Annotated in this window: 25 protein-coding genes; 5 read left to right on the top strand and 20 right to left on the bottom strand. The window is 55.9% G+C overall.

Annotated features, from left to right (window positions below; genetic code table 11):
• Positions 1–83: 83 nt before the first annotated feature.
• Genes HV157_RS19525 through HV157_RS19515 form a run of 3 tightly spaced genes read right to left on the bottom strand, consistent with a single transcriptional unit; the run spans position 84 to position 2350 of the window.
• Positions 84–320, bottom strand: coding sequence for a non-oxidative hydroxyarylic acid decarboxylases subunit D (locus HV157_RS19525; protein WP_014171381.1), 237 nt, complete (start codon positions 318–320; stop codon positions 84–86).
• Positions 321–330: 10 nt separating this feature from the next.
• Positions 331–1758, bottom strand: coding sequence for a non-oxidative hydroxyarylic acid decarboxylases subunit C (locus HV157_RS19520; protein ID WP_025203369.1), 1428 nt, complete (start codon positions 1756–1758; stop codon positions 331–333).
• Positions 1748–2350: a non-oxidative hydroxyarylic acid decarboxylases subunit B gene (locus tag HV157_RS19515; protein ID WP_014171383.1), complete on the bottom strand. Its 603-nt coding sequence runs from the start codon at positions 2348–2350 to the stop codon at positions 1748–1750. Before HV157_RS19515 ends, HV157_RS19520 begins: the two co-directional genes overlap by 11 nt.
• Before the next feature lie 171 nt (positions 2351–2521).
• Between HV157_RS19515 and HV157_RS19510 the strand changes: the two genes are divergently transcribed.
• A complete protein-coding gene (locus HV157_RS19510) occupies positions 2522–2929 on the top strand; it encodes a MarR family transcriptional regulator (RefSeq protein WP_020883824.1) in 408 nt (135 codons plus the stop codon).
• Here the strand turns inward: HV157_RS19510 and HV157_RS19505 are convergent.
• Positions 2926–3813, bottom strand: coding sequence for a LysR family transcriptional regulator (locus tag HV157_RS19505; RefSeq protein WP_059306823.1), 888 nt, complete (start codon positions 3811–3813; stop codon positions 2926–2928). The two genes, HV157_RS19510 and HV157_RS19505, sit on opposite strands and share 4 nt — an antisense overlap.
• Before the next feature lie 107 nt (positions 3814–3920).
• On the opposite strand from HV157_RS19505, the gene HV157_RS19500 reads away from it, so the two are divergent.
• Both HV157_RS19500 and HV157_RS19495 read left to right on the top strand, forming a co-directional pair.
• Entirely contained in the window at positions 3921–5129 is a 1209-nt protein-coding gene (locus tag HV157_RS19500; protein WP_182268846.1) for an MFS transporter, read from the top strand.
• A complete protein-coding gene (locus tag HV157_RS19495) occupies positions 5126–5503 on the top strand; it encodes a DUF4440 domain-containing protein (protein WP_014171387.1) in 378 nt (125 codons plus the stop codon). Before HV157_RS19500 ends, HV157_RS19495 begins: the two co-directional genes overlap by 4 nt.
• 52 nt (positions 5504–5555) lie before the next feature.
• Here the strand turns inward: HV157_RS19495 and rpoS are convergent, their stop codons facing one another.
• From rpoS to cysG, 13 genes are all read right to left on the bottom strand, one after another.
• Positions 5556–6548 (bottom strand): RNA polymerase sigma factor RpoS, encoded by a 993-nt coding sequence (rpoS, locus tag HV157_RS19490; RefSeq protein WP_013098493.1) that lies wholly within the window; start codon positions 6546–6548, stop codon positions 5556–5558.
• A gap of 59 nt (positions 6549–6607) precedes the next feature.
• Positions 6608–7732 carry a murein hydrolase activator NlpD gene (gene nlpD, locus HV157_RS19485; RefSeq protein ID WP_020883821.1) on the bottom strand — a complete coding sequence of 375 codons (1125 nt, stop codon included), beginning with the start codon at positions 7730–7732 and terminating at the stop codon, positions 6608–6610.
• Between the two features lie 116 nt (positions 7733–7848).
• Positions 7849–8475 carry a protein-L-isoaspartate(D-aspartate) O-methyltransferase gene (locus HV157_RS19480; RefSeq protein WP_020883820.1) on the bottom strand — a complete coding sequence of 209 codons (627 nt, stop codon included), beginning with the start codon at positions 8473–8475 and terminating at the stop codon, positions 7849–7851.
• Positions 8469–9230, bottom strand: coding sequence for a 5'/3'-nucleotidase SurE (gene surE, locus HV157_RS19475; RefSeq protein ID WP_020883819.1), 762 nt, complete (start codon positions 9228–9230; stop codon positions 8469–8471). Before surE ends, HV157_RS19480 begins: the two co-directional genes overlap by 7 nt.
• Entirely contained in the window at positions 9211–10260 is a 1050-nt protein-coding gene (truD, locus tag HV157_RS19470) for a tRNA pseudouridine(13) synthase TruD (protein WP_014171393.1), read from the bottom strand. The genes surE and truD overlap by 20 nt, the downstream gene beginning before the upstream one ends.
• The gene (gene ispF / locus HV157_RS19465; RefSeq protein WP_032678863.1) at positions 10257–10736 is read right to left on the bottom strand and encodes a 2-C-methyl-D-erythritol 2,4-cyclodiphosphate synthase; all 480 of its coding nucleotides are present in this window, start codon (positions 10734–10736) and stop codon (positions 10257–10259) included. The genes truD and ispF overlap by 4 nt, the downstream gene beginning before the upstream one ends.
• On the bottom strand, positions 10736–11446 hold the full coding sequence (ispD, locus tag HV157_RS19460; protein ID WP_182268845.1) for a 2-C-methyl-D-erythritol 4-phosphate cytidylyltransferase: 711 nt from the start codon (positions 11444–11446) through the stop codon (positions 10736–10738). Before ispD ends, ispF begins: the two co-directional genes overlap by 1 nt.
• A 19-nt stretch (positions 11447–11465) precedes the next feature.
• On the bottom strand, positions 11466–11777 hold the full coding sequence (gene ftsB / locus HV157_RS19455; protein WP_008499609.1) for a cell division protein FtsB: 312 nt from the start codon (positions 11775–11777) through the stop codon (positions 11466–11468).
• A 166-nt stretch (positions 11778–11943) separates the two neighbouring features.
• Positions 11944–12270, bottom strand: a complete 327-nt coding sequence (locus HV157_RS19450; protein ID WP_014171396.1) for a DUF3561 family protein — start codon at positions 12268–12270, stop codon at positions 11944–11946.
• Between the two features lie 58 nt (positions 12271–12328).
• Entirely contained in the window at positions 12329–12934 is a 606-nt protein-coding gene (cysC, locus tag HV157_RS19445; RefSeq protein ID WP_014171397.1) for an adenylyl-sulfate kinase, read from the bottom strand.
• Positions 12934–14358 carry a sulfate adenylyltransferase subunit CysN gene (gene cysN / locus HV157_RS19440; RefSeq protein WP_047356681.1) on the bottom strand — a complete coding sequence of 475 codons (1425 nt, stop codon included), beginning with the start codon at positions 14356–14358 and terminating at the stop codon, positions 12934–12936. The genes cysC and cysN overlap by 1 nt, the downstream gene beginning before the upstream one ends.
• A gap of 9 nt (positions 14359–14367) precedes the next feature.
• Positions 14368–15276: a sulfate adenylyltransferase subunit CysD gene (cysD, locus tag HV157_RS19435; RefSeq protein ID WP_006811770.1), complete on the bottom strand. Its 909-nt coding sequence runs from the start codon at positions 15274–15276 to the stop codon at positions 14368–14370.
• Between the two features lie 9 nt (positions 15277–15285).
• Complete coding sequence (cysG, locus tag HV157_RS19430; RefSeq protein WP_153852664.1) at positions 15286–16635, bottom strand: siroheme synthase CysG; 1350 nt, start codon at positions 16633–16635, stop codon at positions 15286–15288.
• Positions 16636–16881: 246 nt separating this feature from the next.
• Here cysG and HV157_RS19425 point away from each other — a divergent pair, with 246 nt between their 5' ends.
• On the top strand, positions 16882–17925 hold the full coding sequence (locus HV157_RS19425) for an aminopeptidase (protein WP_063858419.1): 1044 nt from the start codon (positions 16882–16884) through the stop codon (positions 17923–17925).
• Positions 17926–17979: 54 nt separating this feature from the next.
• Here HV157_RS19425 and cysH read toward each other — a convergent pair whose 3' ends face one another.
• From cysH to cysJ, 3 genes are read right to left on the bottom strand one after another with little or no spacing between them, the layout of a single operon-like run.
• Positions 17980–18714 (bottom strand): phosphoadenosine phosphosulfate reductase, encoded by a 735-nt coding sequence (gene cysH, locus HV157_RS19420; RefSeq protein WP_014171401.1) that lies wholly within the window; start codon positions 18712–18714, stop codon positions 17980–17982.
• Positions 18715–18729: 15 nt separating this feature from the next.
• Positions 18730–20442, bottom strand: coding sequence for an assimilatory sulfite reductase (NADPH) hemoprotein subunit (cysI, locus tag HV157_RS19415; RefSeq protein WP_014171402.1), 1713 nt, complete (start codon positions 20440–20442; stop codon positions 18730–18732).
• Entirely contained in the window at positions 20442–22247 is a 1806-nt protein-coding gene (gene cysJ, locus HV157_RS19410) for an NADPH-dependent assimilatory sulfite reductase flavoprotein subunit (protein WP_182268844.1), read from the bottom strand. The genes cysI and cysJ overlap by 1 nt, the downstream gene beginning before the upstream one ends.
• A 306-nt stretch (positions 22248–22553) precedes the next feature.
• Between cysJ and queD the strand changes: the two genes are divergently transcribed.
• Positions 22554–22916, top strand: coding sequence for a 6-carboxytetrahydropterin synthase QueD (queD, locus tag HV157_RS19405; RefSeq protein WP_014171404.1), 363 nt, complete (start codon positions 22554–22556; stop codon positions 22914–22916).
• Positions 22917–22928 lie beyond the last annotated feature (12 nt).

Raw genomic sequence — 22928 nt, 5'->3', positions numbered from 1 at the left:
GCAATGCTTACCGGGCCTGCCGGGAAGTAGCGGTATCTGAAACAAACAGGCCGGGTAAGGCGAAACCGCCTCCCGGCTTTTTTTTAGCGCTTATCGTCGGCCAGTAACGGCGGGATCGTCGGCACCTGTGGTGCGTCATCGATATCCTTCTGCGTCATGCGAAACGCTTGCGGATAATGATCGCGGTGGGTCCGGCGTAGCGGCTCCGTGTCACGCCAGGTATACAGACAATGCTGGCACTGATAGACAGTCCAGACCCCTTTCACCGGTGATGTTGCCATCACCTCAATATGCTCATCAGCACAACGTGGACATATCATCTTTTCCTCCTTATTGGCGTGCAGCCAGCATCGCAGTCAGTTTTTCGGCCCAGGCCTTGGTTTCAGGTAAATCCTGTACCGGCTGGCTGAAGTGGCCCCGGTTGTCGGGTGCAACAGGCGTGGTGGCATCAATAATCAGTTTGTCGGTAATGCCTGCCGGGCTGGAGCCCGGGTCCAGTTCAAGCACCGACATATTCGACAACTGCACCAGATCGCCCGCCGGGTTCACCTTCGAGGACAGCGCCCACATCACCTGCGGCAGGTTGAACGGGTCAACGTCTTCATCCACCATAATCACCATCTTCACATAGCCCAGGCCGTGCGGCGTGGTCATAGCACGTAAGCCGACTGCACGGGCAAAGCCACCGTAGCGTTTTTTGGTGGAGATAATCGCCAGCAAACCGTGGGTATACATGGCATTGACCGCCTGCACTTCCGGAAATTCTGCTTTCAGCTGCTGGTAGAGCGGTACACAGGTAGCCGGGCCCATCAGGTAGTCAATTTCGGTCCACGGCATGCCGAGGTAGAGGGATTCAAAAATGGGTTTTGTGCGGTAAGACACTTTATCAATACGCACCACCGTCATGTTACGGCCACCAGAGTAGTGCCCGGTAAACTCACCAAAGGGTCCTTCGATTTCGCGCTTGCGGCCTTCAATCACCCCTTCCAGAATGACTTCAGATCCCCACGGTACATCAAAGCCGGTCAGCGGTGCCGTCGCAATGGGATAGGGGCTTTCGCGCAGCGCACCGGCCATCTCATACTCAGATTGATCGTATTTCAGCGGCGTCGCGCCCATAAGTGTAATAATCGGATCATTGCCAAGCGTAATCGCGACCGGCAGATCTTCACCGCGCTCTTCCGCTTTATGCAGATGCAGGGCGATATCGTGCATCGGAACCGGTTGCAGACCCAGCTTGCGTTTTCCCTTCACTTCCATGCGATAGATACCGACGTTCTGCTTGCCGAAGTTATCCGCATCAAGCGGGTCGCGCGAAACGACGCACGCTTTGTCGAGATAAAAACCGCCGTCACCGTCGTTCAGACGGAACAGCGGCAGGATGTCGAAAAGGTTAATGTCTTCACCCTCCACCGTATTTTGAGCCCAGGCGGGATCTGCACGGCGCTCTGGCGTGACGGGGAATTTATCCCAGCGGCGAATAAACTCATCAATCTGTTTTTTGACGGGGGTGTTCGCGGGCAGTCCCATAGAAATAGCGTGATTCTGCCAGGAACCAATGGTGTTCATTACCACCCGGGCATCGGTAAACCCGCGAATATTATCGAACCACAGCGCCGGTGCGCCGTCACCAATACGGCCTGTGGCATTGGCTGCCGCGGCCAGGTCCGGTTCTGCATTCACCTCTTCTTCAATTTTCAGCAGTTGCCCTTGCTCATCGAGCGCCTGCAGGAAGCTTCTCAAATCATCAAATGCCATCTTTATTCTCCTGTGAAAAATGTTTTGCTTCCCGCAACCCGTTCCAGCGGCGCGCTTTTTTGTGCTCCAGACCAAACTGGTCGAGCACGCGGGTCACAATGTGATGGGTGATATCGTCGGCGGTCTGCGGGTGGTTGTAATACGCGGGCATCGGCGGCACCATTGCCACGCCCATACGGGACAGTGCGAGCATATTCTCGAGATGAATGGTGCTGAGTGGGGTTTCACGAGGAACCAGCACCAGTTTGCGCCCCTCTTTCAGCACCACATCTGCCGCACGGCCCACCAGCCCTTCGGCATAGCCTGCACGAATGCCTGCCAGGGTTTTCATACTGCAGGGAATGACGATCATGCCGTCGGTGCGAAACGAGCCGGATGAGATAGTGGCAGCCTGATCGGCTGGGCTGTGGACAACATCGGCCAGCGCAGCCACATCCTGTGCGGTGTAGGGTGTCTCCAGCTCAATGGTGGTTTTTGCCCATTTCGACATGACCAGATGGGTCTCCACCTCCGGCATGTCACGTAATGCCTGCAGCAACGCTACGCCCAGCGGCGCTCCCGTTGCGCCCGTCATTCCAACTATCAATCTCATTCAGCACCTCAATTAATTCGTTCGCATACGAACATATTAAATACGTTACTCCCGGATCCTGTTTCTGACAATATTGTTCGTACACGATCACATTAATTGCTAAAAATTGCCGCGTTAAAATCCTGGGCAAGAGCGGCTATCATAGGGAGAGAATTTTTCGTCGGAGTGTTCATGGAACTGAGACAAGAGGCGTTTCACCTGTTACGCCAGCTTTTTCAACAGCATACTGCCCGTTGGCAACATGCATTGCCGGAACTGACCAAACCGCAGTACGCGGTATTGCGGTCTATTGCCGAAAATCCGGGGATTGAGCAAGTTGCTCTGACAGAAGTGGCGGTCAGCACAAAGGCGACGCTCGCGGAGATGCTGAGCCGCATGGAGGCGCGTGGACTGGTAAAACGCGAGCACGATCCGGCGGACAAGCGCCGTCGTTTCGTCTTCCTGACGCCGGAAGGTGAAGCGCTGCTTGCCAGCTGTAAACCGCTCGGCAATGACGTGGACGAGGCGTTTTTAGGGCGGCTGAGCAACGACGAGCGGGCGCAATTCTCCGCACTCGTCAAAAAAATGATGCGCGACTAGTTAACCCGGGTGCGCATAAAGTCGATAAAGGTGCGCACTTTCGCAGGCACATGCGTGGCATCGGGATAAACCGCATAGATGCCCTGCCGCGCAAAGGTATATTCCGGTAAAACCGACACCAGCTTGCCGTCATCAAGCGCATGGCGCACCAGCCACGCCGGCAACAGCGCCACGCCACATCCCGCGAGCGCAAAAGCCATCAGCGCCTGAGCACTGTCCGCAAACAAACGCGGTGCTTTTTTAATTTCCAGCGTGGCGGGCTCACCGCTGGCATCGTTCACCTGCCAGCGCAGCGGCGAGGCTAAGCGCTCATGAATAATCCAGTCAGCTTTCGCCAGCTGTTCAAGCGATTCTACAGGATGGTTACGCAGCCAGCCGGGCGTCGCTACGGGGAAAATAGTGAACTGCGTTATCAATGCCGCGTGGTAGCGTGAATCGGCAAGGGTTCCCAGCCGGATGGCGACATCAAAGCGCTCTGAAATCAGATCGGCATGCAGTGAAGACGAAACGTGACGCACGCGAAGGTCCGGGTGTTGCTGGCTAAACTCAGCCAGTAACGGGACCACAACCTGCGAGCCGTACTCCGGTGTGGTGGTGATCCGCAACTCCCCCGTAAGACCTGCATGGTTTGCACGGACGTCGTCCTTCAGGCGTTCCGCGTCCTTTAAAAGCGCGACGCTCCGTTGATGGAAAAGCCTCCCTGCCTCGGTTAACGTCAGTCGACGGGTGGAACGCAGCAACAGGGTGACACCCAGTTCATCTTCCAGCTGGCGGATATTGAAGCTGACCACCGCTTTTGTCAGCCCCATTGCCTCTGCTGCGGCGGTGAAACTCCCGGTATCTGCGACGGCGACAAACATCGCGGTACGCTGCAAATTAATCATTGTCAGCCCTATTACTGTCAAAAATTTTTTGACAGTATATCGCGCTTTATAACGTTTATCCGTACCTCCCTGCCCGATACGATACGCCCCTCACTGGAGGTGCCGCCATGTCGTATCGCAGCAAAGTCGCCGTTGTCTATCTGCTGGGCTTTTTTCTTGATTTAATTAATATGTTTATCGCCAGCGTCGCTTTCCCGGCAATGGCTCAGGCGTTCAACGCCACGCCCTCATCGCTTGCCTGGGTCAGTAACGGCTATATTGCCGGTCTGACGCTCGTCATCCCCTTCAGCACCCTGCTGACGCGCAGGCTCGGGCCGAAGCATGTCATTCTGCTTTCGCTTTTTCTCTTTAGCGCCGCCTCCGTTGCGGCAGGTTTGTCGTCCTCACTTGAGAGCCTGATTGCCTGGCGAGTGCTGCAGGGCATGGGAGGGGGGTTACTGATCCCGGTCGGACAAGCGCTGACCTGGCAACAGTTTAAACCCCATGAGCGTGCCAGGCTCTCCTCAGCGGTCATGCTGGTTGCATTGCTTGCGCCTGCATGCTCACCCACCGTGGGGGGAGTGCTGGTTCAGGCACTCAGCTGGCGATGGATATTCTTTGCCACAACGCCTGTCGCCGCCGTGACGTTTTTCCTGGCCTGCGTGTGGCTTAAGAATGAGAGGTCCCCCGTGAAAGCGAGCAGGCTGTTAAACCTGCCCCTGCTGGCCGACCCGCTGCTGCGTTTCTCCATGCTTGTCTATTTGTGCGTACCCGGCATGTTTATTGGGGTGAACGTCACGGGGATGTATTATCTTCAGAGCGAGGCGCACATGACACCTGCCGCAACGGGGATGCTGATGCTGCCATGGTCTCTGGCCTCGTTTATGGCGATCACCGCGACCGGACGTTATTTTAACCGCGTGGGTCCCCGGCCTCTCATTGTCGTGGGTTGCCTGTTACAGGCGCTGGGCGTTTTACTGCTGCTTAACGTCAGCCCGACTACCACAGTGTTGTTACCTGGCGTCGCGTTTACGTTAATGGGCGCGGGCGGCAGTCTTTGCAGCAGTACGGCGCAAAGCAGCGCATTTTTAACGACGGCGCGCGACGATATGCCTGACGCCAGCGCGCTATGGAATCTTAATCGTCAGATCAGTTTTTTTGCCGGGGCATTCCTGCTCTCGCAGGTGCTGAACCTGACACTGGCGTTTTTCACGCCGCTCGCCGCATGGCACTGGATGTTTAGTGTTGCTGCGGCCATCACATTACTTCCCGTCGTGTACGTCTTTCGTCTTAACAACACGCAGGTGCTTTCAGAGGTGCAACAGGAGAAACCATGACCCATTTCGAACAGGACATTATCGACGTTCACGTTATGCTGGAGAACTGGTTGGGTAAGGGCGAAGGGGATGTTGACGCCCTGCTTGCCCACTTTCAGCCGGATTTTATGATGCTCACCCCAGGTGGCGTCCATTTTGACTATAACGCGCTTGTCGGTTTCCTGGACCTTCAGCGCGGCAGCCGTCCTGGTCTGGAAATTGTTCTTGATGAGATAACGACGCTACAGACGTGGGCCAACGGCGCAGTGCTTCACTACCGGGAAACGCAAACTCGCCCGGATCAGCCCGTCAATGTGCGCTGGTCAACCGCCGTGCTCAATCAGAAGGATGGCAAGATAACGTGGCGTTTGCTGCACGAAACGGCACAACCGTAACGCAAAAGAAAAAGGCCCGTCTCACGACGGGCCTTTTTTGATGAAAGATTGCTTATTCGCGGAACAGCGCTTCGATATTCAGACCTTGTCCCTGCAGGATTTCACGCAGGCGACGCAGACCTTCAACCTGAATCTGACGAACACGTTCACGGGTCAGGCCAATTTCGCGGCCGACGTCTTCCAGTGTTGCAGCTTCATACCCCAGTAAACCGAAACGACGTGCCAGCACTTCACGCTGTTTGGCGTTCAGTTCGAACAGCCATTTGACGATGCTCTGTTTCATGTCATCGTCCTGCGTGGTGTCTTCCGGACCGTTGTCTTTTTCATCGGCCAGGATGTCCAGCAGCGCTTTTTCGGAGTCGCCACCCAACGGGGTGTCAACGGAGGTAATGCGCTCGTTGAGACGCAGCATACGGCTTACGTCATCAACCGGTTTATCAAGTTGTTCGGCGATCTCTTCCGCGCTTGGCTCGTGGTCCAGTTTATGGGACAACTCGCGCGCAGTACGCAGATAGACGTTCAACTCTTTGACGATGTGAATCGGCAGGCGAATCGTACGGGTTTGGTTCATAATCGCCCGTTCGATGGTCTGACGAATCCACCAGGTCGCGTAGGTTGAGAAACGGAACCCGCGTTCCGGGTCAAACTTCTCAACTGCGCGGATGAGACCTAAGTTGCCCTCTTCAATCAGGTCCAGCAGAGCCAGACCTCGATTGCCGTAACGACGGGCAATTTTCACGACCAGACGCAAGTTACTTTCAATCATGCGACGGCGCGAGGCAACATCACCACGCAAAGCACGACGTGCGAAATAGACTTCTTCTTCGGCCGTTAACAGTGGGGAGTAACCAATCTCCCCAAGGTAAAGCTGAGTCGCGTCCAGTACACGCTGTGTGGCGCCCTGCGATAACAGCTCTTCTTCAGCCAAATCGTTATCACTGGGTTCCTCTTCTACTAAGGCTTTTTCATCAAAAGCCTCTGCTCCGTTCTCATCAAATTCCGCATCTTCATTTAAATCATGAACTTTCAGCGTATTCTGACTCATAAGGTGGCTCCTACCCGTGATCCCTGAACGAGACACCCTGGCTGGCATGCCCCGTCAACTTATCGCTGCGGCAAATACTGCAGCGGGTTTACGGATTTCCCCTTGTAACGAATTTCAAAATGCAAGCGTGTAGAACTGGTGCCGGTGCTACCCATGGTAGCGATTTTTTGCCCCGCCTTAACTTCTTGTTGTTCCCGGACCAGCATTGTGTCGTTATGGGCGTAGGCACTCAGGTAATCATCGTTATGTTTGATGATAATAAGATTACCGTAACCGCGCAGAGCGTTACCGGCATATACCACACGACCGTCTGCGGTCGCGATAATAGCCTGTCCCTTATTCCCTGCGATATCGATCCCTTTATTTCCTCCCTCGGAGGAAGAGAAGTTTTCGATAACCTTGCCGTCAGTTGGCCAGCGCCATGCAGAAATTGGCGAACTGGAGGTCATACTGCTGGCAGTCGGTTCAGTAGAGCTAACCACAGGTGCCGTAGTCGGTGCTGTGACAACAGTCGCAGTCCCTTTATTATTCGGCAACATTTTGTTAGCAGTCTGATCACCTGAATCCTCAGAATACGTAATTACCGGTTGTGAAGCAACCACCGTGGTGGATTTTTGTGCAGGCTTAACGCTGTTATTTTGCGCAGTGACATCGGCCGCTGAAACGGTGTTGCCAGGCGTGAGCGGCGTACCCGTCGCATTGCCCACCTGGAGTGTCTGGCCGACTTCCAGACCATACGGGGCCTGGACGTTATTACGCTGCGCCAGGTCACGGAAATCGTTCCCGGTGATCCACGCAATATAGAACAGCGTGTCGCCGCGTTTTACGGTATAGGTGCTCCCACCGGTATAGCTACCTTTCGGAATGTTCCCATACTGGCGGTTATACACTATGCGGCCATTTTGAGTCTGCACAGGGTGTTCCACTGGCTGAACCTGTGTTGGCTGCGTAACAGGAGGCTGCATTGGCTGAATGGGCGGATTTTGTTGTGCCGCAGCAGTGCCCATTTTAGGCGGAGGCGTGATCAACATTCCGCTGGACGTGTTACCCGAGCTGCTGGATCCCCCCACGGAACTGACGGGCGCAGGTGCATTATTAGAACTTGTACAGCCTGCCAGCCAGAGCGAAACCAGTGATAATGCCGCAACACGGCTGATGGTGAATTTAGGGCTTCCCGCGCTCATTTATCCCCCAGGAATGTGTTAACTACCAGTGACTTAAAATTTACCGTGATGACACGAATCTTTCGCGCCACACCATACGCTGAATTTGCCTTAATAACCCTGGATAATTCTGAGTCTCAGGCCAACTCCCCCTTTACCAGAGGAACAAAGCGCACGGCTTCCACGGTATCGATAATAAACTCGCCGCCACGCCGACGAACGCGCTTCAGGAGCTGTTGCTCGTCCCCGACAGGCAGAACAAGAATGCCGCCTTCATCCAGCTGCGATAACAGAGCAGCGGGAATTTCAGGTGGAGCAGCCGTCACGATGATCGCGTCAAACGGGGCGCGTGCCTGCCAACCCTGCCATCCATCACCGTGTCGTGTCGAAACGTTATGTAAATCAAGTTGTTTCAGGCGACGACGCGCCTGCCACTGCAAACCTTTAATACGCTCAACGGAGCAAACATGGTGCACCAGATGCGCCAGGATCGCGGTTTGGTACCCCGACCCGGTGCCAATTTCCAGCACGCGCGAATGGGGCGTGAGCTCCAGCAGCTCCGTCATACGCGCCACCATGTAAGGCTGTGAAATCGTCTGACCCTGCCCGATAGGCAGCGCCACGTTTTCCCACGCTTTGTGTTCAAACGCCTCGTCTACAAATTTCTCACGCGGCACCTGGGCGAGCGCGTCGAGCACATGCTCGTCGCGGATCCCCTGAGCGCGTAGCTGTTCCAGAAGAGTTTGTACACGTTTGCTTACCATTGCGCGTTCACTCCTGCGCGATCCAGCCAACCCGACACCACATCATGCGCACTATACGCGGTTAAATCTACATGCAGCGGCGTAACCGAGACATATCCTTCATCAACAGCGGCAAAGTCGGTATCCGGTCCGGCGTCACACTTGTCGCCAGGAGGACCAATCCAGTAAAGCGTATTGCCACGCGGATCCTGCTGCGGGATCACCTGGTCAGCCGGGTGTCGGCTTCCGCAACGCGTTACGCGAATGCCTTTGATTTCACTCAGCGGCAGATCCGGCACGTTAATATTGAGGATGCGCCCGGTACGCAGCGGCTCGCGATTGAGCGCCCGCAGGAGAGAACAGGTCACCGCTGCCGCCGTGTCGTAGTGCGTGTGGCCGTTTAACGAAACGGCCAGTGCAGGGAACCCCAGATGGCGCCCTTCCATGGCGGCGGCCACGGTTCCGGAGTAAATCACATCGTCGCCAAGATTGGGCCCGGCGTTAATACCGGAGACGACGATGTCCGGGCGCGGGCGCATCAGCGCGTTCACGCCCAGAAAAACGCAGTCGGTCGGCGTGCCCATCTGGACGGCGATATCACCATTTTCAAAGGTAAAGGTGCGAAGCGACGACTCCAGCGTCAGAGAGTTAGACGCTCCACTGCGGTTACGATCGGGTGCCACGACCTGCACTTCCGCAAATTCGCGAAGGTGTTTCGCCAGGGTCTGTATACCCGGCGCATGGATCCCGTCATCGTTACTCAGCAATATTCGCATAATCACCCGACGTGTTGATAAGTTCCCTGACAACACTGGTGGCAAAGCTACCTGCCGGCAGCCAGAAGCGTAACTCGACGGTTACGTCGTCCCACCAGTTCCAGCTCAACTGTTGCGGATAGAGCAGCATCGCACGGCGTGCCGCCTCGACTTTTTCCCGCACCAGCAGTGTTTGTAATGCCTGCATATCAGCGACGGCAGACTGCTCAGCAGCCAGCGCATCGCCCTGCGTACCCCAGTCGCCCGTGCCGGGCAAGGCTGCGGTAATCATCAGCGTTTGAGTATCCACGCGCGACTGCACATCGGCCATTTCTTCAGCCGTCGCCACAAACCAGCTCCCGCGTCCCGCTAATTGTAGCGCATCGCCGACAACAACTTGATTCGCGTCCGGTTTTTTCAGCCGTTCGCTCACAATCTGATTAAACAACGCACTGCGGGCCGCCGACAACCAAAAACTGCGTTTATTCCTGTCGCGGACCGGGGCATCGCTTTGCGCCCAGCGCAGTGCGCCGAGCAGGTTGCTGCCGCCGATACCAAAGCGCTGTGCGCCAAAATAGTTTGGTACGCCGCACGCGTTGATAGCGTTCAGGCGTTTTTCCACATCGTCACGGTCCGAAATCTCACGCAGTACCAGCGTAAAATGGTTGCCCTTCAACGCGCCCAGACGCAGTTTGCGCTTATGGCGTGCGTATTCCAGTACCTTACAGCCCTCAAGCTCAAATTTGCTTAAATCAGGCATCGTATTACCCGGCACGCGCGCGCAGAGCCACTGTTCGGTGACGGCGTGTTTATCTTTCTGCCCGGCAAAGCTCACTTCGCGGGCATGAATTTTGAGGAATTTTGCCAGCGCATCGGCCACAAAACGGGTATTGCAGCCATTTTTCAGAATGCGTACCAGGATATGTTCGCCTTCGCCATCCGGTGCGAATCCCAGGTCTTCCACCACAACAAAATCTTCAGGGCTGGCTTTCAGCAGCCCGTTCCCCTGCGGTTTACCGTGTAGCCAGGTCAGGTTGTCGAAGTCCGTCATTGGCTTGCCTTCACCAGCAGCGCCACGGCCTCACAGGCAATCCCTTCACCACGACCGGTAAAGCCCAGTTTCTCTGTCGTCGTCGCTTTGACGTTAACATCATCCATGTGGCAACCGAGATCTTCTGCAATGAACACGCGCATTTGCGGGATATGCGGCAGCATTTTGGGGGCCTGAGCGATGATCGTCACATCCACGTTGCCGAGGGTGTAGCCTTTCGCCTGAATACGACGCCAGGCTTCACGCAGCAGCGCACGGCTGTCCGCGCCTTTGAAGGACGGGTCAGTGTCCGGGAACAGCTTACCGATATCGCCCAGTGCCGCAGCACCCAGCAATGCATCGGTCAGGGCATGTAATGCTACGTCGCCATCAGAATGCGCAAGCAGCCCTTTTTCATAAGGAATGCGTACGCCGCCAATGATAATTGGGCCTTCTCCGCCAAAGGCGTGTACATCAAAACCGTGTCCAATTCGCATTATGCCTTCTCCTGATGGGTCGAACGGGTAAGATAAAATTCCGCGAGCTGTAAATCTTCCGGACGCGTCACTTTTATATTATCAGCGCGTCCTTCAACCAGCTCAGGATGGAAACCGCAATACTCCAGCGCCGAGGCTTCGTCCGTGATGGTCGCACCTTCTTTAAGCGCACGCGTTAAGCAGTTGTGGAGTAATTCGCGGGGGAAAAATTGGGGGGTCAGCGCGTGCCATAAATCGACGCGCTCAACGGTGTGTGCGATAGCCTGCTTGCCCGGCTCAGCGCGCTTCATGGTGTCGCGTACCGGGGCGGCAAGAATACCGCCTACCCGGCTGGTTTCGCTAAGCGCCAGCAGGCGCGCAAGGTCATCCTGATGCAGGCACGGACGGGCAGCGTCATGGACCAGAACCCATGGTGCCTCACCGGCAGCCTGAATGCCCGCCAGCACGGAATCGGCACGCTCGGCGCCGCCGTCAACAACGGTAATCTGCGGATGATTTGCCAGCGGTAACTGCGCGAAACGCGCATCACCCGGGCTGATAGCGATAATCACGCGCTTCACCCGCGGATGCGCCAGCAGCGCCGCCACGGAGTGTTCGAGGATCGTTTTATCGCCAATAGAGAGGTATTGCTTGGGACATTCTGTCTGCATGCGCCGGCCAAAACCCGCAGCCGGCACCACGGCGCATACGTCCGAAAAAGTTACTGCCATGTCGTAATCCTGGGCCTGATTATCGATTGTTTTGTGCTGAGCCCTGATTGCGTTTAGACGCATCCGGAACCAGACGATAAAAAGTTTCGCCCGGCTTAGTCATACTGAGTTCATTGCGTGCGCGTTCCTCAATCGCCTCTTGCCCGCCATTGAGGTCATCAATTTCAGCAAAGAGTTGATCGTTTCGCGCCTTAAGTTTGGCGTTTGTTGCCTGCTGAGCCGCGACGTCATCGCTTACCCGGCTATAGTCGTGCAGTCCGTTTTTACCGAACCACAGCGAATATTGCAGCCAGATCAGCAAAGCCAGCAACAGCAGCGTTAGTTTACCCATCCTGCCCCCTGAAAAACGGCATCATCATCCCAAAACGCCCCCAGATCTCTTTGCCGGGGTAACAGAGATGCCGCAACATCGCGGGCAAATGTACCACATTTTTTCCGCAGAATCGCCTTGCTCAATATCGTCACACAGTTGTTTACGGTTTGAATTATGGCTGAAGTTAGCCCATGAGCCACAAAAATAACAGACCAAACATCAGAACCACCGTCACAATCGTGACCACGGTACTGTAAAGGAGTTTGCCATTAAGCAGCGAGTGCAGCGCAATACCGACGACAACCGCCACAGGCATCAGCGCCAGGAAGAAAGGCCAGGTATAGAGAAAGAAGAACAGCGTATTACCGCCGTAGATAAGAAAAGGGATGCCCAGGGCCAGCAACCACGAGACGAAGCCGACTATGGCCCCAGGAAAGGACCAGGTCGTCTCGTCGTCGGTCGCTAACGGCTCCGACCCGGTGGTAATAATGTAGTTCTCACTGTTGCGCATAGCTGATCCTGTGACCGTGACTCATCGTTCGGGAAGACAGCTCCCGAACGATACCGTCTCAGGATCTGATAATATCGTCCCGTCTGAGCAGGTCTAATAATTGGCTTACTAAATTTGTTACCAATTGTTGACCTTCCAGGTGAATTTCAGGCGATTCAGGCGCTTCGTACACCGAGTCAATCCCGGTGAAGTTTCGCAGCTCTCCCGCGCGCGCTTTCTTATACAGCCCTTTGGGATCGCGTGCTTCGCAAATTTCCAGCGGCGTATCGACAAACACTTCGATAAAGCGATCCTGCCCGACGCGCTCGCGCACCATCTGGCGTTCGGCACGATGCGGTGAGATAAACGCGGTCAGTACCACTAACCCGGCATCCGCCATCAGGCTGGCCACTTCCCCCACCCTGCGAATATTCTCTTTACGATCGTCGTCGCTGAAGCCCAAATCGCTGCACAGGCCGTGGCGCACATTGTCGCCATCCAGCAGGTAGGTACTGACCCCCTGCTGGTGTAGCGCCTCTTCCAGCGCGCCCGCTACCGTGGATTTACCAGAGCCGGATAGCCCGGTAAACCACAGTACCACGCCACGATGACCGTGAAGTTTCTCGCGCTGCGCGACGGTGACCGGATGAGGATGCCAGACGACGTTCTCATCATGGGCGGCCATTACTGGCCTCCCAGCAGATCGCGCGCACCCCAGTGCGGGAAGTGCTTACGCACCAGCGCATTCAGCTCCAGCTCAAAAGCGCTGAACTCAGAGGCCACCGTAGCCTGTTCATTTGGCTCACGCACCATACCGGCACCCACGGTCACGTTGGAGAGGCGATCGATAAAGATCAGCCCACCCGTTACCGGGTTCTGCTGGTAGGGATCCAGCACCAGCGGCTCGTCAAAGGTCACGTCGACCAGACCAATGCCATTCAGCGGCAGCTCGGTGACGTCGCGCTGGGTCAGGTTATTGATGTCCACCTGGAACTGGATACCGTCCACGCGGGCACGGGTTTTCTTACCCGCGATTTTAATGTCGTAGCTCTGACCGGCGGTCAGCGGTTGTTCAGCCATCCACACCACATCAACGGAAGCCCCCTGCACCGCTGCCAGCGTCTCCTGAGCGTCCACCAGCAGATCGCCGCGGCTGATATCAATTTCATCTTTCAATACCAGCGTGACCGCTTCACCCGCGCCGGCTTGCGGCAGATCGCCATCAAAGGTGACGATACGGCTGATGGTGGATTCCACACCAGACGGCAGAACTTTAACGCGCTGACCGACCGCCACGGTGCCCGACGCGATAGTGCCGGAGAAACCGCGGAAATCAAGGTTAGGACGGTTAACGTACTGAACCGGGAAGCGCATCGGCTGGGTGTCGACCACGCGCTGGATCTCCACGGTTTCCAGCACTTCGAGCAGCGTCGGGCCGCTATACCACGGCATGTTCGCGCTCTGGGAAGCCACGTTGTCGCCTTCCAGCGCAGAGAGCGGCACAAAGCGAATATCCAGGTTACCCGGCAGCTGTTCAGCAAACGTCAGGTAACTCTGGCGGATCTCATCAAACTTCTCTTCGCTGAAGTTCACCAGATCCATTTTGTTGACCGCCACCACCAGGTGTTTGATCCCCAGCAACGTGGAGATAAAGCTGTGGCGACGAGTCTGATCCAGTACCCCTTTACGGGCGTCAATCAGCAGGATCGCCAGTTCACAGGTAGACGCACCGGTCGCCATGTTACGGGTGTACTGCTCGTGCCCCGGGGTGTCGGCAATAATAAATTTACGCTTCTCGGTGGAGAAATAGCGATACGCCACATCAATGGTGATGCCCTGCTCGCGCTCGGCCTGCAGGCCGTCCACCAGCAGCGCCAGGTCGAGTTTTTCGCCCTGGGTACCATGACGTTTACTGTCGTTGTGCAGGGAAGAGAGCTGATCTTCGTAAATCTGACGCGTATCGTGCAGCAGACGGCCGATCAGCGTGCTTTTCCCGTCATCGACGCTGCCGCAGGTCAGAAAGCGCAGCAAGCTTTTGTGTTGTTGCGCGTGCAGATAAGCTTCTACGCCGCCTTCATTGGCAATTTGTTGAGCAATGGTCGTGTTCATGGCGGCTCCTTAGAAATAACCCTGACGTTTCTTCAGCTCCATGGAGCCTGCCTGGTCGCGGTCAATCACGCGGCCCTGTCGCTCACTGGTGGTCGACACCAGCATCTCTTCAATGATCTCCGGCAGCGTCTGCGCACTGGACTCCACGGCACCGGTCAATGGCCAGCAGCCGAGGGTACGGAAACGCACCATCTGTTTTTTGATCACTTCGCCTGGCTGCAGGTCGATGCGATCGTCATCGATCATCATCAGCATGCCGTCACGCTCCAGCACCGGACGTTCAGCGGCCAGGTACAGCGGCACGATCTCGATATTTTCCAGATAGATGTACTGCCAGATATCCAGCTCGGTCCAGTTGGAGAGCGGGAACACGCGAATGCTTTCGCCCTTGTTGATCTGGCCGTTGTAGTTATGCCACAGCTCCGGACGCTGGTTTTTTGGATCCCAGCGGTGGAAGCGGTCGCGGAAAGAGTAGATACGCTCTTTCGCACGGGATTTTTCTTCGTCACGACGTGCGCCGCCGAAGGCCGCGTCAAAACCGTATTTGTTCAGCGCCTGCTTCAGCCCTTCGGTTTTCATGATGTCAGTGTGTTTGGCACTACCGTGCACGAACGGGTTAATGCCCATCGCCACCCCTTCCGGATTTTTATGCACCAGCAGTTCGCAGCCGTAGGCTTTTGCCGTACGGTCGCGGAATTCATACATTTCACGGAACTTCCAGCCGGTATCAACGTGCAGCAGCGGGAACGGCAGCGTACCCGGGTAAAACGCTTTACGCGCCAGGTGTAGCATCACGCTGGAATCTTTACCGATGGAATACATCATCACCGGGTTGGAGAATTCGGCTGCCACTTCGCGGATAATATGGATACTTTCCGCTTCGAGCTGCCGCAGGTGAGTAAGTCGTTTTTGGTCCATAACCGTTCCTTAAGCCAGATTCACCACAGAGGAGCCAAACCCCTCTGAGTCTGTTGTATGTTGAAACCAGGCGAGTGTGCTGTGCAGGTGCACCACTTCCCCTACCACGATAAGCGCGGGCATAGGGGCCTCTTTCGCCAGGGTGGCAAGATCCTGTAGCGTACCGATAGCCACATGCTGATCGACGCGCGTGCCGCGAGAAATTACGGCGACCGGCGTGGTTGCCTCTCGACCGTGTTGAATAAGTTGTTCACTGATGTCCGCCGCCTTCATCGTGCCCATATAGATAGCCAGCGTCTGACGACTCTGGGCCAGATGCGACCAGTCAAACGGGGTGCTGTCCGCCTTGTAATGGCCCGTGACAAAGGTCACGCTCTGGGCATAATCGCGGTGAGTAAGCGGTATACCGGCGTAGGCCGTCACTGCGGAAGCCGCCGTGATACCCGGGACGACCTGGAACGGCACGCCCGCTTCAGCCGCCGCCTGCAGCTCTTCCCCGCCGCGACCAAAGATAAACGGGTCGCCACCTTTAAGCCGCACCACCGTTTTGCCCGCTTTTGCCGCCGCCACCAGCATCTGGTTGGTGTCATGCTGCGGTACAGAGTGCTCGCCCGCCCGTTTGCCAACGCAGATTTGTTCTGCGTCACGGCGAATCAATTCGCGCACCCCGTCGGTGACCAGATGGTCGTAGAACACCACATCGGCATCCTGAAGCACCTGCAGGCCGCGCAGGGTCAGCAGCCCGGCATCACCCGGCCCCGCACCGACCAGAATGATCTCGCCGCCGCTACTGCCAGGGTTATCCAGCTCATCTTCGAGGATCTGCTGCGCCGCCGTTTCATTTCCGGCATGCATCAGGCTGGCAAATCGGCCGCGGAACACGCGCTCCCAGAAGCGACGGCGTTCCGTCACGCTGGTCAGGCGCGTTTTCAGATGGTTACGCCAGAAGCTCGCTTTCTCCGCCATCCGCCCAAGGCTGGTAGGCAAAAGCGCTTCGATTTTTTCCCGCAGCACGCGTGCCAGCACCGGCGCGGTCCCGCCGGAGGAGATGGCCACCAGCAATGGCGAACGGTCAACAATCGACGGGAAGATAAACGAACACAGCGGCCGATCGTCCACCACGTTCACCAGACGGTGACGGGCCTGAGCCGCCTCTGAAATACGGCGGTTGAGCTCACGGTTATCGGTTGCCGCAATCACCAGCACCACGGTGTCGATTTGCGACTCGTCGAAATCCGCCTCGTCGACTACCCGTACCTGCGCCCCCGCTCGCTGCAGAAACGCGATTTTGCGATCGGCAACCTCACCGGTGCCGACTACCAGCACAGGTCTGTCTTTTATCGCGGCAAAAAGGGGCAGATAGTCCACAAGCTACAACTCACTAACAACAAGGAATAGTGGGACTATAGGGGGCGGCTTAGATCGAATGAAATTACGAATTGGAATGAGTAGTTACTCAATGGAATAACGCCGTGGAAAAGCAAAGATCAAAAAGTGCTTAACACGCGAATTTTCGGGCATTTAAGAGCAATTCAAATTGTGTATGGTCGATCACAGTTTCATACTAGGCGGGTTAAAATTTTGCTCTGTTTTTAAGGACTCACTATGTTTTCCGCAACGCGCCACCGTATCGCTGCCCTGGCGCTCGGCGTTTGCTTTATCCTTCCGGCCCAGGCAAAAAATCAGCCCTATGGTGAAATCGCGAATATGCAGGCGCGGCATATTGCGACCGTCTTTCCGGGTCGTATGACCGGCACGCCAGCGGAAATGCTTTCCGCCGATTATATTCGCCAGCAATTTGCTGACATGGGTTACCAGAGCGATATCCGATCGTTTCACAGCCGCTACGTCTATACCTCGCGCAATAAAACAAAAAACTGGCATAACGTGACCGGCAGTACGGTCATTGCGGCGCATGAAGGTAGCGCGGCGGAACAGATCATTATCATGGCGCACCTGGACACCTACGCGCCAATGAGCGACGCCGATACCGACAATAATCTCGGCGGGCTGACGTTACAGGGACTGGACGATAACGCGGCGGGTCTGGGCGTGATGCTCGAACTGGCAGAGCGAATGAAAGACATTCCAACCCAATACGGGATCCGTTTCGTTGCCACCAGCGGTGAAGAAGAGGGAAAACTTGGCGCGGAGAATCTCCTGAAACGCATGAGTGCCGAGGAGAGGAAAAATACGCTGCTGGTGATTAACCTCGATAATCTGATCGTCGGCGATAAGCTCTATTTCAACAGCGGACAGAGTACGCCAGGTACCGTGCGTAAACTGACGCGCGACCGCGCGCTGGCGATTGCCCGCAGCCATGGGGTGTATGCCACCAGCAACCCGGGCGGGAATCCCGGTTATCCTCGCGGAACCGGCTGCTGTAATGATGGTGAAGTGTTCGATAAAGCGGGCATTCCTGTTCTGTACGTGGAAGCCACTAACTGGATGCTGGGTAAGAAAGACGGTTATCAGCAGCGGGTGAAATCGAAGGCTTTCCCGGACGGGACGAGCTGGCATAACGTGCTACTGGATAATCAGCAGCATATTGATAGCGCACTGCCGCAGCGAGTTGAACACCGCAGTCGGGATGTGGTTAAAGTGATGCTGCCGCTGGTGAAAGAGCTGGCAAAAGCAGGGAAAGCGTAGAACAGAACATTTCCCTCACCCTTTGTTAGAGGGTGAGGGAAAAGGGAACAGAATTTACCCTTCGTGCAATCCGCACTCGCGCTTGAGTCCAAAGAATCGCGTCTCTTCTTCCGCCATGCCCGGTTCCCATTTACGCGTGGTATGGGTATCGCCCACGGACAGATAACCCTGGTCCCAGAGCGGGTGGTATTTCAGTCCGTGTTTTTGCAGGTACTGGTAAACCGTACGGTTATCCCAGTCGATGATCGGCAGCACTTTAAACACCCCGCGCTGAACCGCCAGCACCGGGAGCGTGGCGCGACTTCCGGACTGCTCGCGGCGTAACCCCGCAAACCAGGTCTGCGCGTTAAGCTCTTTCAGCGCCCGGTTCATCGGCTCGACCTTGTTGATCTCATTGTATTTCTCAATGCCCTCAACGCCCTGTTCCCACAGTTTGCCATACCGCGCCTCCTGCCAGGCCGCGCTTTGCTCCGCGCGGTAGACTTTCAGGTTCAGCCCGAGCTTGTCCGTCAGCTCATCGATAAACTGGTAGGTTTCCGGGAACAGGTAGCCGGTATCGGTCAGGATCACCGGAATGTCCGGACGAATCTGGTTCACCAGATGCAAACTCACCGCTGCCTGAATACCAAAACTCGACGAGAGCACATAATCACCCGGCAGGTTTTCCAGGGCCCATGCCACGCGGCCTTCGGCGTCGAGCTTTTCAAGCTGCGCATTGGTTTCTGCCAGCGCCAGAATGCGATCGACTTTTGGCAGTTCATTTAGGGCGTTTAGATCGAGTACGGACATAATTACCTCTCGTGTTTACTCCCAGAAATCCCTTGCGGGATCGAGCACCGGGCGAATAATGCCCGCACGCACCGTAAAGTCGCCGAAGCCTTCACCCGCTTCGCGCTCTTTCGCCCAGCGCCCGACAAGCTCGTCGATAGAATCAAGAATTTCCGGCTCGGTGATGTTCTCACGGAACATGCGCGGAATACGCGTTCCGATACGGTTGCCGCCAAGGTGCAGGTTATAGCGACCCGGCGCTTTACCCACCAGACCCAGCTCGGCCAGCATCGCACGGCCACAGCCGTTCGGGCAGCCGGTGACACGCATAACAATATGCTCGTCCGGAATACCGTGTTTTTCCAGAATCGCTTCCACCTTATCGGTGAATGACGGCAGGAAACGTTCTGCTTCCGCCATCGCCAGTGGGCAGGTCGGGAACGACACGCAGGCCATTGAGTTTTCACGCTGCGGCTTCACCGCGTCCATCAACCCATGGTCGCGCGCCAGTTTCTCAATCTTCGCTTTCTGGCTTTCCGGCACGCCGGCAACGATCAGGTTCTGGTTAGCGGTGATACGGAATTCACCTTTATGGATCTTCGCAATTTCCAGCAGACCGGTTTTCAGCGGGCGGCCCGGATAATCAAGAATACGGCCGTTTTCAATAAACAGCGTCAGGTGCCATTTGTTGTCGATGCCTTTAACCCAGCCAATACGATCGCCACGTCCCGTAAATTCATACGGACGGATCGGCTCAAACTTAATCCCCGCGCGACGCTCCACTTCCGCTTTGAACGTCTCTACGCCCACGCGCTCCAGGGTGTATTTGGTTTTCGCGTTTTTACGATCCGTACGGTTACCCCAGTCGCGCTGCGTGGTGACTACCGCTTCAGCCACGGCCAGTGTGTGCTCCAGCGGCAGGAAACCAAACTCGCTTGCGGTGCGGGCATAGGTTTTCTTGTTACCGTGTTCGATGGAGAGACCGCCGCCCACCAGCAGGTTAAAGCCCACCAGCTTGCCATTTTCGGCAATCGCCACGAAGTTCATGTCGTTGGCGTGCAGATCGATATCGTTCTGCGGCGGGATCACCACGGTGGTTTTGAACTTACGCGGCAGATAGGTCTGGCCGAGGATCGGTTCTTCGTCGGTGGTGGCCACTTTTTCCTGATCGAGCCAGATCTCCGCATAGGCGCGGGTGCGTGGCAGCAGGTGCTCAGAGATCTTCTTCGCCCACTCATAGGCTTCGGCGTGCAGCTCGGACTCGTACGGGTTCGAGGTGCAGAGCACGTTACGGTTCATGTCGTTGGCCGTGGCCAGCGCGTCCAGCCCGACAGAGTGCAGCATCTGGTGTACCGGCTTCACGTTCTTCTTCAGAATGCCGTGGAACTGGAAGGTCTGACGGTTGGTCAGACGGATGCTGCCATAAAGGGTATTTTCACCCGCAAACTTATCGATCGCCTGCCACTGTTTCGTGGTGATCACCCCGCCCGGCAGACGGCAGCGCAGCAGCATCGCATGACGCGGCTCCAGCTTCTGTTCTGCACGTTCGGCGCGGATATCACGGTCATCCTGCTGATACATACCGTGGAAACGGATCAGCAGAAAGTTGTCGCCTTTAAAGCCGCCGGTGAGACCGTCATTCAGATCTTCAGCAATGGTGCCGCGCAGATAGTTGCTTTCCAGCTTCATGCGCTCGGCGTCTGTCAGTTTACCTTCGACCACCAGTGGCCCTGGATGTTTTTCGCTCATTAGTAGACATCTCGCTGATAACGGCGCTCAACGCGCAGCTCACTTAAAAATTCATCCGCCGTTTCGGCATCCATACCGCCGAATTCGGCAATCACTTCCAGCAATGCCTGCTCAACGTCTTTCGCCATGCGATTGGCGTCGCCGCAGACATAAATGTGGGCACCGTCATTGATCCAGCGCCACAGCTCTGCGCCCTGTTCGCGCAGTTTGTCTTGTACGTATACTTTTTCTTGCTGATCGCGGGACCAGGCCAGGTCGATGCGCGTCAGGACACCTTCTTTGACGTAACGCTGCCACTCAACCTGGTAGAGGAAATCTTCCGTAAAGTGCGGGTTACCGAAGAACAACCAGTTTTTACCCGGCGCCTCATCTGCAGCGCGCTGCTGCATAAAGGCGCGGAATGGTGCAATACCGGTACCCGGCCCAATCATGATGACCGGTGTTTCCGGGTTCGCAGGCAGACGGAAGTTGTCGTTGTGCTCGATAAACACGCGCACTTCACCGTCTTCCTCCACGCGATCGGCCAGGAAGCTTGATGCCCCGCCCGCACGGGCACGGCCTTCGATGTCATAACGCACCACGCCCACGGTGATATGCACTTCGCTCTCCACTTCGGCCTGCGAAGAGGCAATGGAGTAGAGGCGCGGCGTCAGCGGACGCAGCAGGCCAATTAGCGCATCCGCATCCAGCTGTGCCGGAGAGAAACGCACCATATCGACAATCGGCGTCGTCGCGGCGTAATGCTGCAGCTTCGCCTTATCCCCCACCAGAGGCAGCAGCGATTCACTGCGCGTTAAGGTGGCGTAATTTTCAACGATGTTTGGCGTGTTGACCGTCAGCTCGAAATGCCACTGCAGCGCCTCAGAGAGCGGCTGCGTGTTACCGTCGACGGTGACAGGCTCATCGCCTTTCAGCCACAGCAGTTCGACCAGTTCTTTAACCAGCGCCGGATCGTTCTGGTACCAGATCCCAAGTGCATCGCCCGGCTGGTAACGCAGACCGGAATCACCGAGATCGATTTCAATATGCCGCACGTCTTTCTCAGAGGCGCGACCGGTAATTTTCTGATTAACCGCCAGGCTCGCTGCCAGCGGTGCCTCTTTGGTATACGGGCTGGTGTGAATATCATTGACTGCACCCGCCGCGGTGACGGCAGCCTGCGCTGGCGTTTCTTTTGGCACGCGTGCTTTCAGCACGTCAACGATGCGCGCACGCCATTCAGCGGCTGCAGTCTGGTATTCCACATCCGCATCAACGCGGTCCAGCAGGCGCTCAGCGCCCAGTTCCGCCAGTTTGCTGTCGAAATCTTTACCGGACTGGCAGAAAAATTCGTAGGAGGTGTCACCCAGGCCAAACACGGCGAACGCCGTCCCGTTCAGTTTTGGGGCTTTTTTCGAGAACAGGAACTTATGCAGGGCCACCGCTTCTTCAGCCGGCTCACCCTCACCCTGGGTTGAAGCCACCACCACCAGCAGTTTTTCGGACGCGATCTGTTTGAATTTATAGTCCCCGGCGTTCACCAGGTTCACGTTCAGTTTGGCGGCCAGCAGGTCGTCGCGCAGCGCTTCGGCCACACGGCGAGCATTGCCCGTCTGCGAGGCAGAAATCAGCGTAATCGCCGGAATTTCTACCGCAGTTGCCGGTACAGCAGCCACAGCGCCCGGTTGCTGGTTAAGCATTCCCCAGAAATAGCCGGAGACCCAGGCAAGCTGGGTGGGAGAAAAATCAGAAGTGGCAGCCTGAAGGCGCGCCAGTTGCTCCGGGTTCAGGGGAAGCAAATTTGAAGGTGGGGCCTGTGTTGTCATGCGTCGTTATGTTCCAGTAGCCAAGCGGACTTTAAGCGAATAAATCCAAACTGAAGATAAGGTTAACGGCGAGGATAATAACAATTAAAGAAGGGATGGAAATAATAAATAACCAAATGGACTAACCTGTTTTAGTTATCGTTCTTAACGATAAAAACGATTAACTAACCCATTGAAATTTAATCACAAAACAGTAGTCCTTTCTCGTATGCACCACGTTGCGGCAACAGAGCCGTTTTAGTTAATGATAAAAATTGTGCTTTCCGGTACTATGCGGCGGTTTTTTCCGCATTACTGAGAGCAATAATGTCCACCACACTGTTTAAAGATTTCACCTTCGAAGCCGCCCACCACCTTCCGCATGTTCCTGAAGGGCATAAATGTGGCCGTCTGCACGGGCACTCGTTTATGGTGCGTCTTGAGATAACCGGTGACGTCGATCCGCATACCGGTTGGATCATGGACTTTGCCGAGCTGAAGGCGGCATTCAAACCGACCTACGATCGTCTGGATCACTACTATCTGAATGATATCCCGGGCCTTGAAAACCCGACCAGTGAAGTGCTGGCTAAATGGATTTGGGATCAGATGAAACCGCAGGTGCCTCTGCTGAGCGCGGTGATGATCAAAGAGACCTGCACCGCAGGCTGTATCTATCGCGGTGAGTAAAAAAAGCCCGGA

Origin of the sequence: Enterobacter sp. RHBSTW-00318 (genome assembly GCF_014101375.1) — a bacterium.
Classification (GTDB): Bacteria; Pseudomonadota; Gammaproteobacteria; order Enterobacterales; family Enterobacteriaceae; genus Enterobacter; species Enterobacter ludwigii.
The sequence above is the reverse complement of the archived record's forward strand: the minus strand, read 5'-3'. Positions and strand labels throughout refer to the sequence as shown.